Origin of the sequence: Anaerocolumna sp. MB42-C2, from assembly GCF_030913705.1 — a bacterium.
GTDB lineage: Bacteria > Bacillota > Clostridia > Lachnospirales > Lachnospiraceae > Anaerocolumna.
Genome location: NZ_CP133190.1, coordinates 5,014,111 through 5,029,116, shown reverse-complemented (window position 1 = coordinate 5,029,116; position 15,006 = coordinate 5,014,111). Strand labels below are relative to the sequence as shown.

At 36.2% G+C, this 15,006-nt stretch carries 13 protein-coding genes; 2 read left to right on the top strand and 11 right to left on the bottom strand.

Translation table 11 applies throughout. From position 1 onward, the window contains the following. Positions 1 to 38 precede the first annotated feature (38 nt). Positions 39 to 221, bottom strand: coding sequence for a hypothetical protein (locus tag RBU59_RS22240; protein WP_308144668.1), 183 nt, complete (start codon positions 219 to 221; stop codon positions 39 to 41). Positions 222 to 366: 145 nt separating this feature from the next. Continuing rightward, positions 367 to 777 carry a helix-turn-helix domain-containing protein gene (locus RBU59_RS22235; RefSeq protein WP_308144667.1) on the bottom strand — a complete coding sequence of 137 codons (411 nt, stop codon included), beginning with the start codon at positions 775 to 777 and terminating at the stop codon, positions 367 to 369. 191 nt (positions 778 to 968) lie between these two features. Here RBU59_RS22235 and RBU59_RS22230 point away from each other — a divergent pair, with 191 nt between their 5' ends. Beyond that, positions 969 to 2,009 carry a ComEC/Rec2 family competence protein gene (locus tag RBU59_RS22230; RefSeq protein WP_308144666.1) on the top strand — a complete coding sequence of 347 codons (1,041 nt, stop codon included), beginning with the start codon at positions 969 to 971 and terminating at the stop codon, positions 2,007 to 2,009. Between the two features lie 7 nt (positions 2,010 to 2,016). Next, a complete protein-coding gene (locus RBU59_RS22225; protein WP_308144665.1) occupies positions 2,017 to 2,235 on the top strand; it encodes a DUF3006 domain-containing protein in 219 nt (72 codons plus the stop codon). A gap of 87 nt (positions 2,236 to 2,322) precedes the next feature. On the opposite strand, the gene dcm is transcribed toward RBU59_RS22225, so the two are convergent. The 9 genes from dcm to RBU59_RS22180 all read right to left on the bottom strand — a co-directional run bounded on the left by dcm (position 2,323) and on the right by RBU59_RS22180 (position 14,985). Next, entirely contained in the window at positions 2,323 to 3,471 is a 1,149-nt protein-coding gene (gene dcm / locus RBU59_RS22220) for a DNA (cytosine-5-)-methyltransferase (protein ID WP_308144664.1), read from the bottom strand. Between the two features lie 103 nt (positions 3,472 to 3,574). Beyond that, entirely contained in the window at positions 3,575 to 4,861 is a 1,287-nt protein-coding gene (locus RBU59_RS22215; protein ID WP_308144663.1) for an LlaJI family restriction endonuclease, read from the bottom strand. Between the two features lie 14 nt (positions 4,862 to 4,875). After that, a complete protein-coding gene (locus tag RBU59_RS22210; RefSeq protein ID WP_308144662.1) occupies positions 4,876 to 6,582 on the bottom strand; it encodes an AAA family ATPase in 1,707 nt (568 codons plus the stop codon). Positions 6,583 to 6,612: 30 nt separating this feature from the next. After that, the gene (locus RBU59_RS22205) at positions 6,613 to 7,083 is read right to left on the bottom strand and encodes a hypothetical protein (RefSeq protein WP_308144661.1); all 471 of its coding nucleotides are present in this window, start codon (positions 7,081 to 7,083) and stop codon (positions 6,613 to 6,615) included. Between the two features lie 460 nt (positions 7,084 to 7,543). After that, the gene (gene rlmD, locus RBU59_RS22200; RefSeq protein ID WP_308144660.1) at positions 7,544 to 8,959 is read right to left on the bottom strand and encodes a 23S rRNA (uracil(1939)-C(5))-methyltransferase RlmD; all 1,416 of its coding nucleotides are present in this window, start codon (positions 8,957 to 8,959) and stop codon (positions 7,544 to 7,546) included. A gap of 319 nt (positions 8,960 to 9,278) precedes the next feature. After that, entirely contained in the window at positions 9,279 to 10,985 is a 1,707-nt protein-coding gene (locus RBU59_RS22195) for a S8 family peptidase (protein WP_308144659.1), read from the bottom strand. Positions 10,986 to 11,302: 317 nt separating this feature from the next. Next, entirely contained in the window at positions 11,303 to 12,055 is a 753-nt protein-coding gene (locus tag RBU59_RS22190) for an endonuclease/exonuclease/phosphatase family protein (RefSeq protein ID WP_308144658.1), read from the bottom strand. Positions 12,056 to 12,087: 32 nt separating this feature from the next. Continuing rightward, positions 12,088 to 13,113 carry a LacI family DNA-binding transcriptional regulator gene (locus RBU59_RS22185; RefSeq protein WP_308144657.1) on the bottom strand — a complete coding sequence of 342 codons (1,026 nt, stop codon included), beginning with the start codon at positions 13,111 to 13,113 and terminating at the stop codon, positions 12,088 to 12,090. Positions 13,114 to 13,425: 312 nt separating this feature from the next. Continuing rightward, positions 13,426 to 14,985 carry a DUF3502 domain-containing protein gene (locus tag RBU59_RS22180; protein WP_308144656.1) on the bottom strand — a complete coding sequence of 520 codons (1,560 nt, stop codon included), beginning with the start codon at positions 14,983 to 14,985 and terminating at the stop codon, positions 13,426 to 13,428. Between the last annotated feature and the right edge of the window lie 21 nt (positions 14,986 to 15,006).

The following is a 15,006-nucleotide window of genomic DNA, read 5'->3' as shown; positions in this document are numbered from 1 at the left end:
ATATGCCCCTATTGACTCAGTCGGTAATTCTTGCTCTATTATTTATTTTTGGAATTTGCTTTTGCTTTCACTGCCCTCTGGGTATTAAAATTAATATGATATATCTTACCACATTCATGGCACCGGCATGATACCTTAATGTCAGCCGGCTTATCTGCAAATGTCTTTCCTGTCCCACACCAGGGGCAGGTTATTACAATAGGAAACTTTGTATCATGCATTTACAATCTCTCCTTTTAGTAGTCCCTATGTAAGCAAGTTTGTTAACACCATGAGAATAAAATAGCAGGACACTTTCATCCTGCGTAATCTGACTTTTATATCTGTATAGTAATTATCCTTTAGCTTTTGTCATTGGCTGGTAATTCAATGGCACCCCTCCTCTTGCATCTTCTTTATACCACAAATCTGATCAATAAAATCCTGCCACTGAGTATTTGAGATATTCAGATCCCGTGCCTTTCGTAATGCCACACGAGCAATCTCCGTCTTTCCTATATAATCTACCAAATCCGGATAAATATTATTTCTGCTTTTACCTGCAAGATCATAAAAGTAATAGGAATCGTCCCCTTCGATACACAATACCTCGGTCATCTTTTCGAGATATTTCTCCGGTGCATAGCGGTTTCCCTTTTCAATATCGCTCAGATATGCCGGTGTCATATCCAGTTCCAAAGCAAGTCCACGTATCGACTTGCCAAGCGCCTCTCTGCGTGCTTTTACATATTCTCCAAACGAATTATAGCATTCGTCTGGCACTAATATATTCATCATGTATTTAATCCGCCTTTTACATAAAATGTAAGCTTTCATGCTTACATTTTACCACTTGAAAATACGCTTGTCAATATTTAACATGTAATTAATTACCATATCCGTTATCAACAAACTGATATAATTATGTTTACTTTAGTTCTATAAAATTTTATAATCGTATTAGAAATATCTCAGAAGGAGCGAAAGCAATGAAAATTCAAATAAAACGAATATTGTGTTATTTATTAGTAATCACTTTTCTGGTTTCGATTTCCGGTGTTCAGCAGGTTAACGCAGCAACCAAGTACTACAAAATGTATGTTAACTATATTGATGTTGGAGAATCCGACTGTGTTCTTATTCAGTCCAATGGAAAATCCATGTTAATTGATGCTGGAAATAATGGTGGCGGTGATGACATTGTAGACTATTTAAAAGATAAGAAGATAAAGAAACTTGATTATGTGATCTGCACACATCCCCATGCCGACCACATCGGTGGTATGGACGATGTCATTAAAACTTTTGACATAGGTAAAGTTATAGCACCGGCCATATCAAACACCACCGAAACCTATGAAGATTTATTAGTGGCTATCAAGAATAAAGGGTTAAAAATAACGAAGCCTGTTGTAGGAACAAAATATACGATCGGTAAAGCCAAATTCACTATCATCGCACCGAACAGTGATGATTACGGTGATAATTTGAATAACTATTCCGTTGGATTAAAATTAACAAACGGAAAGAATTCATTCATATTCATCGGTGATAATGAGACTGAAGCAATTGGTGATATTCTGAAAAATAAAATTGATCTTAAAGCTGATGTATACATGTGCGGACATCATGGCTCTGATACAAGTACTACTGCAGACTTACTCAAGACTGTGAGTCCAAAATATGCAGTAATCTCTGTCGGTAAGAACAGTTACGGCCATCCTGGAACAAATACCCTAAGCTTACTTGCAGACAATAAAATCACGGCATACCGCACCGATGAGAATGGCACAATAGTTGCTACCAGTACCGGTACAAAGATCACATTTAATGCAACCGCTACTAAATTGACTAGCAACAAAGATTCCTCAACAAGTAATAAAGATACCATCGTATATATTACAGAGACTGGGACCAAATATCATAAATCCACATGTTCTATGTTAATACAAAGTAAAATAAAAACAACCTTGAAAAAAGCAAAGGCAAAGGGATATGAACCTTGTAAAAAGTGCCATCCCCCAGAATAGGAGAATCATGAAACGTTTGATAATAGACAGATTTGAGGGACAGTTTGCCGTCTGTGAGCAAAGCGACCGTACCATGATAAATATTGATAAAAATCTGATTCCGAGTAATGCACAAGAGGGGGACTGCCTCTTGGTTGATGACTCTGGAATAATAAATCTAGATTCTGATGAAACTATGAAGCGAAAAGAGCGGATACAGAAATTGATGGATGATTTATTTGAATAAAGTTGCTATGGACGCACCTGCATAGCAGGTTGTTAATTTTATCATCAATACAATAAAATGCGAGTGATTAGACCACTCGCATTTTATTTATTTCTCTAATCTATTTAATTCGTTAATTAATTGCTTTGCCACAGCCCTAACCACTGGAACTGCAACAGAATTTCCAAATTGCTTATATGCTTGTGTATCAGAAACTGGAATAATAAAGCTTTCAGGAAATCCTTGCAATCGTGCACATTCTCTTGGCGTAAGTTTTCTTGGATTATGACCTTCTCCTTGATCAATTAGAATTTCACTTCCATCTTTATAATATCTAGCACTGATAGTATTTGTATGCGAAGATTCCGCATTATAAATTGAAAACCCAAAACCATTTCCCTTTTCTTGATGCTCTCTTTTTCTTCTGAGATGACCTTCCCACAAGCGATCACTTATAGTGTATTTTTCATCTACATCAAGTTCTAAAATATCGCCTAATCTAGTTGGTTGATACGTCGGCTTCGGATAAGGAAATTCATAATTTTCATCAATATTAACTTGTTTTTTATCAAACCCAACAATATAAATTCTCTCTCTATTTTGATGCACGCCATAATCTGCGGCTTTTAGCACATCGTAATCAACAAAATAGTCCAAATCATGTAAATGCTGTATTATTACTTGAAGTGTCCTTCCTTTATCATGTCCTCTCAACTGCTTAACATTTTCAAGTAAAAATGCCTTTGGCCTCTTTTCACAAATAATTCTTTCAATCTCAAAAAACAATGTTCCTCTTGTATCTGCAAATCCTTTTCTTAATCCGGCCTGTGAAAAAGGTTGACATGGAAAGCCCGCTAAAAGAATGTCAAAATCTGGTATTGTGCTTGCATCTATTTGCGTAATATCTCCTTTGGGCTCTTCTCCAAAATTTAACCGATATGTTTTCTGCGCGAATTTGTCCCACTCTGAGGTAAATACACATTTCCCCCCCAATTCCTGAAAAGGTATTCTAATACCACCAATTCCAGCAAATAGGTCAATAAATTTAAATTTTTGCTTATTCATGTTTATATATGGTGTTTTGCTTGCAAATTGCATAATATGTTCCATTTCTAAATTTGAAGGAGAGGACTCACCATTTTCCCATCTACGTAAAGTACGTTCACCATTTCTTCCCATTCCTAAGGCGTCTGCAAAGTCTTTCTGGGTTAATCCTAACGTACTTCTCTTTTCTTTAATCATTACATTTGTACTCATTACTGTCCTCCGCTTTTCAGGTCATTATGTCCTAATATTAACACATTTTGCTACAAATGTAAACAGTTAAAAGGATGTTTCTAATCAGAAACATCCCAATTCATCATACATTTTTACCTAATTCTTTCAATAACTGTTTTCGATAATTATCATTATCTCTATATGCATAAGTCTGCATAGCCATTTTCTGATTTATAGCAAATGCTTTTACTTCGCCTAAATCATCTATTTCGTTAACAAAAACTCGCCCAATATACTGGAGTACTTCATCTTCATCTCCTGGAAATAAAAAGGCATTCTTTACTTCTGTATCTTTAGGTAATAGCTTTATACCCCTTTTTTTTCTCAGATTAAGAATTACGGTATGTCTATAAAACAATTGTTTTACAACATCATGCCAACCTGGCAGATTTAATTTAAAATTATAATACTTTGCATCTAATATATACAACCGTTTCTCATCAACTGCAAATACATCAGGACGCTGTGAAATTCTTCCACTTACAATTTTACTCTCCCATTCCGGTTGTGGAACTAGGCTACTTAACACTGAATATTTATTATTAAATAAGTATCCACAAATTGATTCCCATATAATATTAAAATACTGTGTTCCAAGTATTTCCTTGTTATATTTCTTTTCACATCCCGACTCAGCTGTCAGATATGATATAAGCATATTAATAACATTAATCTCTCGTTGCACATATACATTTCTTAATTCGGCTTTCAATGAAAATATTGCTTCCGTTATTGGACATGGTAATTTTTCATATTCCATTTCATTTGACAGATTAATACCGAATAACCATCCCCACATTTTTATACATTGCGAAATTACATAACGATGTAACTTATAAACGATATTTTCATTATCCACCATACTGCATCTAATAATAGGTGCATCATATACTACTCGGTTGTGATTTACAGTAGGGATTGTCTTATTTACTGTTGCTGCCCAATCAATTCGTCCTTTTCTTGTAGTGGAGCTGATAACTAGTTCTCGATGAAGATATCCATACATTCTATAATCTTCCATAATCCTAATAGCTGTTGTAATTCTTGAATTATTATTGTTTTTATCTCCGAATAGATATGTATTCTCATCAAGTTCATGTATTGGCTCATTTCTATATCGTAAAAATACGCGAATTAACGTACCAGCTTGATCTATAATATCTTTAGATTCCATTGGTAACTTATAGTTTTTTGGAAAAACTATAACTGGGATATCATTAATTACTAAAATGCCTGTGAATTTAAATTGAAAGGATTTCTCATATACAACACATATCTCTGGGTATGTATACAATTTGTCTGAAATAGTTGGAAAGCTATTTATACTGTAAAATTGGGAGTCATTAAGGCAAATTGGTTCAATATGCATATAGCATTCCCCCTTTATACGTTTTCACTTTCTTCAACATCTTCTATCTCTTCATCTTCTTCCTCAGTTGTCACAATACCTACTTTAACTTCAAGATATTCTATATTTTCTGGTATCTGCATTAAATCAAGCACATCTTCTGTATCAAATTTCTCTGACAAATCAGCAAATGATCCAATGTTGCTATTAAAGAATGAATCACGAGAATGACGTAATACATCATCCCAGAGATACAATAATAGCTTATCAATAGCACGTTTCTTACCAACCTCATCTGGTTTAATAAAGTAAGGACCAATCAGCTTATCTTCTTCCAATCTCAAAGTTCCTCCAGATAATTTCCGGTTAATCAAATCTACTAAACTCCCCCAATAAACTTTACGCCCAGCATATTGTATTTCTGCTTTCTCATGAACAGCGCCTTTGATATTTATTCTAACATAATGAAAGTTCCATCTACGCTTAAATGCAGAATCCATAGGCTTAACACCTTGGTCGGCACTATTCATAGTTGCAACAATATTCATATTTGATGGAATTGCAACCCCATTTTTTAAATAAATTTGCAATCCTTCTATAGAATTTAAATAAGCTTTTAAGTCTTCCGAGGGTTGAAATGTGTACTCACTACTACCATCTATGTCTCTATCCAACAGTTGGAATACCTCACCAAAAACCGCAGCGGAATCCGCTCGATTTATTTCTTCAATCAATAAAGTATGCATTCTTTCAGGGTCTAGCCACGCTTCTACTAATACTTGTATAAATGGTCCTGGTATAAAACGATAATCAATATATGGTTCCCCCTTAACAAACACTTCTCCATCATTAGTTTTAAAACTATCCTCTGTATCTTTATATACTGGCACCGGTTTATATACTCCAACAAAATCATAATAAGAGTATTCCGAATGAAAAACTACCCTCCTAGTCAAAGGTGGTTGTCCATATTTATCGGCTAAGTATCTACTTTTCCCAGTACCCGGTGCTCCGTATACTATTTCGTTAATTCCACCTTTTTTTCTTAATACCTCCATTCCCATATCAAATTCAAATTCAGGTACTAAAGTTTCTTCATTATCTACTGCCGCATCAAGCATATCCTCTGCGACAGATGTTAGTGTATGGTTTGATGCTAAATTGTAACTAATATCTGCTATATAGCTTTGTGATGCATTAACCACACCAAGTAATGACAAAACAGGTGAAACATAGTAATCTCCACGGTCAATAGTTTTACTTCCAAACCACCACTCATAATCTGTAACAAACGATGTTAAATATTGTACTTCAGTTTCTATATTCTCTAAATCATCGCTATTCTCTTCTAAATATTCTGAAGCCCAACTTTCAAATTCTTCAATAGCCTCTTGGTCTTCTGTATTCTTCATCTCTGTAAAATACTGTTTTTTATCCTTGCCAGAAGTCTTATAAGGTGTGACTACATTCTCTGCCATACTTTTATATCTAATCAGTTCAGTAATATATGGACACATAAATGCTGCTGCTCTAAACCACTGATTTGGAATATACATTTTTAAATTTCCAGCGGATGTTATAGTTGCAGTGTATTTTGTATATGCTATATCTTGTGAATTATTTCTTAAATAGCTTCCATATGCCTCCTTGAAATTATCCGAGAGAATAATTTCATTAGAATTAAACTCCTCTTTATATTTCTGTTGTAATGATAGTGCTAACTGATTTAAATCATTTAACATATCTTCTCCTCCATTTCATCTAATCAGTACTCATCTAAATAGTCCAGAAATTCCCTCAACTAAATTTAGATTTTCAACAAAATGATATTTTTCATCAATTGCATTTAAACCTAAAGCATGTTTCAATACATCAATAAACTGAGTACCTTGTTCAATTATTATAATCTTTATAGTACCATCATCGCATAATGCAACAACAAGAATATCTCCTACCTTTGCCTTATTTACCGCAATATTATCAGTATAATAAAATCTATATTCAGACCTATCTACAGAATACTCTCTTGCATCATACCATGTTAATTCGCCTACATTAGTATCTTTGAGAATATTTCCACTATTTTCAACATAATAGAATTCTCCCCTAAAGTATTGTCTTTGGTATCCAAAAATTTGTTTAAGTGCGGTAACTCCATGAAATTCATGTTGATTACTTTGCCAATGATCAATTTCTACCGAACTTAGTGATTTAACGGCAACTCCCTTAAAAATATTAGCCATATTATACCTCCGTATGTTTTAATCATTTAATATCTTTTTTATTCAAAAAATCTTATAATGTGATATATTTAATCTATTCTATCACATTTCTTTCCAAAATAATAACATAAATTTTACCAAAATAATTTACTTTGACCTTTTTATATTCACATTTACTAAAAATACAAAGTCTCCTTCCCACCTTATTAAAGGAGGATAGAGTATCATACTTCCAAAATTCTTAAATCAACCGCACTATTATGAAAATTACCCCTTAAAGAAACATCTAAGCTGTCTCCTCAACCCTATTCATAAATGTCAATATCTAATCTGTCAACTCAACCCTATCCATTTTCTGAACTTGGATATGTTCTCTCAAACATAAAAAAAGGGGCATCCCAACATCGGAACCTCCACTTAAATTATCTCTCGGAAACTCCAATGCTTAGAAACCCTTTATTTCAAGCCTATTCAGCCCTCTTTACTTCCCTACCCGTGACATCAATACTACTGTCTCAACATGCACCGTATTAGGGAACATATCCACTGCACAGACTTTTTCCACTTTATAACCTCTTTCCTGAAATACCACCAGGTCCCTGGCAAGGCTGGTTGGTTTACAGGAGATATATACAATCCTATCCACATTATAATCAATAATTTTATCCAGAACTTTCGGATGTATCCCATCCCTTGGCGGATCAAGGACGATAAGGTCCGGTTTCTCTTCAATTGTATCAATGACCTTTAATACATCTCCGGCAATGAATTCACAGTTGTCCAGATCATTCAATGCCGCATTTTCCCTTGCAGCAACAACTGCCTCCTCCACTATTTCCACACCGATTACTTTCTTGGCAACAGGAGCTAATAGCTGGGCTATGGTTCCGGTTCCGCTGTATAAGTCAAAGATAAGCTTGTCCCTGGTTTCACCGACAAATTCTCTGGCCGTACTGTATAATACTTCAGCTCCCAGGGAATTAGTCTGGAAGAAAGAAAAAGTGGAGATTTTAAATTTGAGACCAAGTAATTCTTCATAAAAATAATCCTGTCCATATAATATATCCATACTATCACTTTGAACCACATCGGCCTGGCTGTCATTATAGGTATGGAGTATTCCTACAATCCTGCCTGTTAACTTTAACTGTAATAATCTTTCTTTAAACCCTTCAATAACTAAAGCCTCTGAAAGATTCATTACAGTATCTGCACTTTCGTTTCCCTCTTCCTCATACATCCACTGAGTGGAAGTAATCAGATTTATCAATATTTCTCCGGTCTTTGATGCTTTTCTTACCAGCAGATGACGCAAATAACCCACATGGGACAGCTTTTTATAAAAAGTTATCCCCAAATCAGAGAAATAATTCAACACACAGGAGAGTAACTGATTATAATCTGAGTCAACAATCTGGCATCCTGTTACGGTTATAATATCATGGAAGCTTCCCTTTTTGTGGAGTCCTAAGGATAAAGGCCCGTTTTTAATTTCATCTCCAAACGAAAACTCCATTTTATTACGGTATCCCCATTGAATGGGACTGCCTTTAATCCTTTCAAACTTATAGTCCTTACATACCGGATCTAATAAACGTTTTACTTGCTCTGCTTTCATATCAAGCTGGGTTTCATACGGGATAGACTGATAAGTACAACCACCGCAGGGTCCAAAATGCTCACACTTTGGTTCTACTGTTTCAAGTGGGGATTTATCAAGAACTTCAAGCAATCTCCCCTCACTTTTTCCTTTACGCACCTTATTTACTACAAAACTTACTTTTTGCCCCGGCAAAGTGTTCTTTACCGCAACTTTATCCTCCTCTATCTGAATAATTCCCTTGTTGGGAAAATCTACTCTTATGACATTACCTGTATATTGTGTTCCCTTTTTCATTTTGCACCATTATATACCACATCGGATTCGATGTGATACCGCCACATAAGGCGGCCCTTTCTGATTAAATTTTACTGATACCTAACATACCATAATGCTTCTTAATCTCAAAAGCCTATATAGTTTAATAATGTGATTCGTGCGTCATTAATAAAATTGGCTTATGACGCCAGAATCATTATTCTTATACATTAAAACATTATACGATATACTCTGACCTTTTGTCCATCCTTTGTAAACATCTGATCAAAGGCGCTGTTTATATCCGTAAATCCGATTATAACATAGGGTCTGCCTTACTATATCGTATAAACTTATGTCAAAACATACTGCTGCTTAAACTGAAAAATGTATTATAAATATTAATCGTACCATACCCCCATACATTATTGGGATATGTATTACTGGATTGTGTATCAACTCCTCTTAATAAGAATCGCTGAATCTGTACACTGCTTATGGTGTTATAATTTGCCTGGACGATTCCCCATTCTAAAAGCATTGCAGAAACCCCGGTTGCGTGTGCGGCAGCTATACTGGTTCCAGACACTCTGCTATATTGATTTCCCGGAACAGGTGCCAGTACATCTGTTCCCGGAGCAGCTACATCTGGCTTTATACTACTATCTGCAGTATATCCCCTGCTGGAACTTAAATAAATGTTCTGCGTAGATGGATTGTATGCCGTGACTGTTACCACCAGCTGAGTATTACCAGGTGCTGTTATGGTGGTATCCGGATTGGAATTTAGAAAATACGTGTTATCTGATATAAAACCTGTCATAGGTAACCATACATGAAAGCCACGATTCGAGCTGCCGCCTCCATAAACTTTAAATCTCCATATACCCGGAGCAGGTGTTACAAATCGCACTAATATTAAAGGATTTCCTGATTGAGCTTCTATTACCAGATAATCCACGTAAACAGTTGTATTGTCAAATAAGAATCGAATCGTACGATTTTCCCCTAACCTGGCTACAATTTTCGGGATATATTCTCCGCTTGGAGACATAATATCTATGGAATAGGTAGCTTGGGCATATCCCCATAACTCCATGGAAAACCCTTTTTCATTTGCTCCCACGTTAAGTTCTACCGTATTACTCCCTGTTGCCGGTTCGACCTTTCCATAGTAATGTTTTTTACCGTTTCCCTCATTTCCTGCTGCAACCAGTATACATGTGCCGGTAAAATTCCCGGTCCAACCGATAAAATTAGACAATGTATCATATCCGTCATGAGCACCCTGATTGGTACCTAAGCCAATGCAGATAGCAATTGGTCTTTTTAACTCACTCGCCACATTGACCAAATATTTTATCCCAAACATAATATCATCTTCCTGAAAACAATTTGCATCATCCGGTATATAAAAATAATCTCTTAAACTTTTTTTAGCCTGTTTTAGTTTAACGATTACAAATTCGGACCTGGGGACGATACCGGTAAAATCATTTGCTTCATCTGCAGAACCTCCTGCAATCCCTGCCAGCATGGTTCCATGTCCGTTTTCATCCGTACTTGGTACAACCGAATAAGGATTTTCACTTTGCAGAGCGCTATTAATGGCTTCTCTGTTAAATTTCAGACCAAAATTAAATGTATCTTCTCCTGCATCACTGTTTTCGATTGTCTGATCCCAGATTGATACAATTCTGGTTGTATTGTCAGCATTTTTAAAAATAGGATTATTATAATCTATTCCAGTGTCCACAAATCCAAGTAAAACTCCCTCCCCCTTTAACGATAGCCTGGGAATATTCTGAGTTTTTGTTACACCCATTGCATCTAAACTAATAGTATCTAATAATCCATAAAGCTTAGGAATTACAGCATAACCGTTTTCTGTTTTTATAGGAATCGTTGCCTGGGAAAACGGGAAATAAACTACACCATATTTCTCATCTATTATATTGAGTGAATAATTATTAAACTGCTGCAAAAAGCTATCACTTCGTTTGTATTCTACAATCGCATTTGCATAATCACTACTATATATCATCTTTTTCTCTTCTAAAGTCATAACTCCTCCCAAACCTGATTATAGAACTATTTAACAATATAATATGTAATCTTTATCTCTTTGTTTAAGTATTATATTATACAATTATTTTTTCATTATTTATATGCAATTTACTAACACCTATGCCTTATGCATCTTTTTGCTATTCTCACAATGGCTCGCGTTTTTTCGCGAGACAATTCATACCGGCTGTTTAGAACAGACACTATAAGGCAGCCAATTAAAAAGAAGACTTTTCTAAAATCTCTTATATATAAAAATGAGATGCTCTTACATTAAGTAAAAAAGCACCTCATCTAAATATATATTTATTAACCTTATTCCAATACCGCACATACCGGATAGTGATCGGATAGATAAACTCCGTTTACGTGGTCCGTCCATCTAACTGACCCTTTGCATTTAAATGCTTTATCCGCAATAATATAATCGATCTTCTCTTCTGATTTTTCTCGGCCATAGTCATGGAAAGTACCGGGTAGATTTTCTGTACAGTCATAAAGGCCTTCATAGTTCTTTAAGACAGCCAATTCTTCTGAATCCGGCAGGGCATTAAAATCTCCTGTAAGAATAAATGGAATTCTCCCCATATAATCTGAGTGACTGATTTTCTCCAGGATAAGTGAAAGTCCCTGGCTTCTTGCCTCACTTCCGATATGATCCAAGTGAGTATTGTATACCCGGATTATTCTGGCTTTCTTTATCTCGTAAAGATATACTACCGTACAATTTCTCGGACACTCACTCTGATTTGTATAGCGGCTGCCGGGAATATCCGGTGTATCCGATAACCAGAAGACTTCCATCTTCACCAGATGGAACATCTCTTTACGGTAAGCGATACAGGTCTGTTCATTTAAAAGATCCCGGTCTCTTCCGCAGCCAAGGACATAATAGTCTGCCAGGGTGGCTTTTAACCATTGAGCCACATGAGGAAGCACCTCCTGAAAACAGATTATGTCCGGTTGTTCTTCCTTAATTTTCTTTTCGATGAGGTCTTTCCGGTTATTGAAATTATTTTCACCATCCTGACCGTAATCGCAGCGTATATTAAAAGTAACTATCTGCATATCTACACCTGCTTTCTCCTGCCATTTGCAGCTTATTTATGCATTACCATACAGGAGCCTCTCTTTAATAATGAAGATTCAAATACAATATGTTTGGTCTCTCCGCCCTGAAGCATATCAAAAAGCACCTCAACGCTGGATAATGCCATCTGTTCTGCCGGCTGGGATATGGTATCAATAGACGGATGGTAGAATTCTGCCTCTTCTATACCATCAAAGCCTATGATAGATATATTTTCCGGTATCTTTAATCCGCTGGTTAAGACTGCCTTTGCCGCGCCGATTGCTACAATATCAGCAAAAGCAAACACCGCGGTCATATCTTTATTCTGCGCCAGGAGCTGTTTCATCATCTTAAACCCAAAATCATAGCCGGAAAGGGAGGAAAATTCAGATGCTACCAAAGACGCATCAAAGGGGATGTCATACTGCTTCAAGGCTCTTAGATATCCCTTAAAACGCAGGGAGTTTGGAGTCATCTCATCCATAGGGGCATTCATTATAAATCCTATTCTTCTATGCCCCAAAGATATCAAATAATCCACGGCCTTAAACGCCTCCAGTTCATCATTGATACGTATACTGGAATAACTTCCAAGCGGGATGTCCTCACCTGCAGAAACCGTTAGGAATACGCAGGGTATCTTAAGTGTGCTGAATTTCGACTCCGTATAATTAAAAGAGCCTCCCATAATTATAACACCCTGTAGATTTCTTTCTTTGGTTTCTGAAATTGCAATATCCAGTTCATTCTGAAGCCTTGTAACATTTTGAATAATCAGTTGATACCCTCGTAACGCCACTTTTTGCTCAATCACATTGATCATTTTCTGAAAAAATGGATTAGTGATCGATTTCACTAAAAGCGCTATACTTTTGGATTGATTGGACTTTAAGTTTCTGGCGCTGTTATTGGGAACATAATTATATTCCCGAACCACAGCCATAACCTTTTCCCTGGTTTTGGGGCTCACCGGTCCCGAATTATTTATGACTCTAGATACTGTAGTTATACCTACTCCTGAAAGCTTGGCAATGTCTTTAATCGTTATCTCCATAATCCCCGTCCCATACTTTTATTCTTTGTATCTTTACTTATCCCACAATTAATAATTATACACAATTCTTTATGTCTTGTCATCATGTGAAAAGCATAATCTCACTGCAATCAAAAGAAGCAAGATACACCTCTGGTTTCCGACAGTATCTTTCTTTTTGGATTCGCCGTAATAATATCCGGTTATTTACTGACAGGGAAATTGACAGGAAGACATCCCCCTGTCATTTTCCCAATTATATTATTATAACTTACATTTTTATATAACTTTATATTTTTTAGATAAAAACATAAGTTATTCGTTTGTCTAGTACTATTTAGAAGAATTGTAAGCGGTCCATTGTTTATTCACTTCATCAAGTACGGTATCTACTCCTGCGGCTTTTAATTGTTTCCTGTACTCAGCAACTGCTTCCTTGGGATCTTGCGCGGTTTTGCCTAAAAGAATCTGTATTCCAAGCTTTGCGTCAAGGTCGGAAATAATGGATAATTCTGTTGAAACAGATGTACTGTCAAAACTAAAGCCAACAAAGGGATCATCAATTGCAGTCTTAGACCACTCATCGTTTAAGGTATAGCGGCGTGGATCCTCACTGGCTTGAGGAATATTTAAAGCATCGGTACGGAAAGCCCAGGCTGCAAAGCCGCCACCATCTTTAGTAGCATCAAAGCCATCAGGCTGAGTAATCTTTCCGTCCTTTAAAACGTACTGTTTTCCTTCAATACCATACTGGAATAAGTCATAACATTCTTTATCTGTCATTAATTTTTCAATCACCATTAAAGCTCTCTCCGGATATTTGGAATTCCTGTTAATGGCTGTTGCAGCACCAACACCAGTAGCCTTTACAATCTTATCTTTTTCGGGAAAACAATAAAATTCAGTTTCAACCCCGGGTAATTTTGTAAGTTGATTTCCATAATTGCCGGTCCAATCAGGCTGATGACTGATAAAAGCCGCAGACAGACCGTTATAGAAATTATCTTTATCATCCTGAGAGGAAGATAATATATCCCTGGACCAATATCCTTTCTTTGCCCATTCGTTCATCTTAACCGCAAAGGCTTCAAATTCATCGGTAAATGCCGGATGTATAATCTTGCTTGTATCTGCTTTATCTGCTACCAGATACAAGCCGGAGGAAGGTATTCCAGGTGCATTCAGCCACCCTCCAGTTGTTGCCACAAACATTCTATAAAGATCGTTAGCTAAATTTGAACTGCCGTTTAACGGAATCTGACCGTCTGCTACGGCTCCATCCATATATTTCTCCATATCTGCAATGGAACTGATTGCAGGAACACCATACTTATCCATTAAGTCTTTACGGCTTATGAAACCATATGCAGTATACTCCGAATATTTGTTAGGAACGGCATAGATTTTACCGTCTACAGTTACATTACTCCACTTGTCCTTAAGCTCTGTATTTAAGGCAGGAGCGTATTTAGCAATCAAATTGGTTATGTCATAAAGAGCATCCTGCTTAACCAGCGTGGAATAAGGAACATTGGCTGTGGAAGATACATAAGCCAAATCAAAGTTCTCACCGGAGGACCATAATAATGGATATTTTGTCGCAATATCACCCCAATCGATATACTTAACTTCAATTGTGGTATTGATACTGGCTTTTAATTTTTCATTCAACTTTGCAAGTATTTCCTTATTGGCAACACCTTCACCACCCCACAAATAAAGCACCAGATTAACCTCTTTTGAGGTATCCACAGTTCCTTCGTCAGTTGTTCCTGCCCCACCGTTTTCTGCAGTTTTTGAATTGCCGCTGTTATCAGTATTGCTCTTACCACAGCCTGCAAGCATTCCTACAGACAAAACTACCACTAATAACATTGTAATAATTTTCTTCATGTTATTCCTCCTTATTTTTAA

Bases quoted from the DNA above. Each gene is read 5' to 3' on its own strand.
- RBU59_RS22235 (WP_308144667.1), bottom strand. From the start codon at position 777: ATGATGAATATATTAGTGCCAGACGAATGCTATAATTCGTTTGGAGAA.
- RBU59_RS22225 (WP_308144665.1), top strand. From the start codon at position 2,017: ATGAAACGTTTGATAATAGACAGATTTGAGGGACAGTTTGCCGTCTGT.
- RBU59_RS22185 (WP_308144657.1), bottom strand. From the start codon at position 13,113: ATGGAGATAACGATTAAAGACATTGCCAAGCTTTCAGGAGTAGGTATA.
- RBU59_RS22215 (WP_308144663.1), bottom strand. From the start codon at position 4,861: ATGCATATTGAACCAATTTGCCTTAATGACTCCCAATTTTACAGTATA.
- RBU59_RS22230 (WP_308144666.1), top strand. From the start codon at position 969: ATGAAAATTCAAATAAAACGAATATTGTGTTATTTATTAGTAATCACT.
- RBU59_RS22205 (WP_308144661.1), bottom strand. From the start codon at position 7,083: ATGGCTAATATTTTTAAGGGAGTTGCCGTTAAATCACTAAGTTCGGTA.
- rlmD (WP_308144660.1), bottom strand. From the start codon at position 8,959: ATGAAAAAGGGAACACAATATACAGGTAATGTCATAAGAGTAGATTTT.
- RBU59_RS22180 (WP_308144656.1), bottom strand. From the start codon at position 14,985: ATGAAGAAAATTATTACAATGTTATTAGTGGTAGTTTTGTCTGTAGGA.
- RBU59_RS22190 (WP_308144658.1), bottom strand. From the start codon at position 12,055: ATGCAGATAGTTACTTTTAATATACGCTGCGATTACGGTCAGGATGGT.
- dcm (WP_308144664.1), bottom strand. From the start codon at position 3,471: ATGAGTACAAATGTAATGATTAAAGAAAAGAGAAGTACGTTAGGATTA.
- RBU59_RS22210 (WP_308144662.1), bottom strand. From the start codon at position 6,582: ATGTTAAATGATTTAAATCAGTTAGCACTATCATTACAACAGAAATAT.
- RBU59_RS22195 (WP_308144659.1), bottom strand. From the start codon at position 10,985: ATGACTTTAGAAGAGAAAAAGATGATATATAGTAGTGATTATGCAAAT.
- RBU59_RS22240 (WP_308144668.1), bottom strand. From the start codon at position 221: ATGCATGATACAAAGTTTCCTATTGTAATAACCTGCCCCTGGTGTGGG.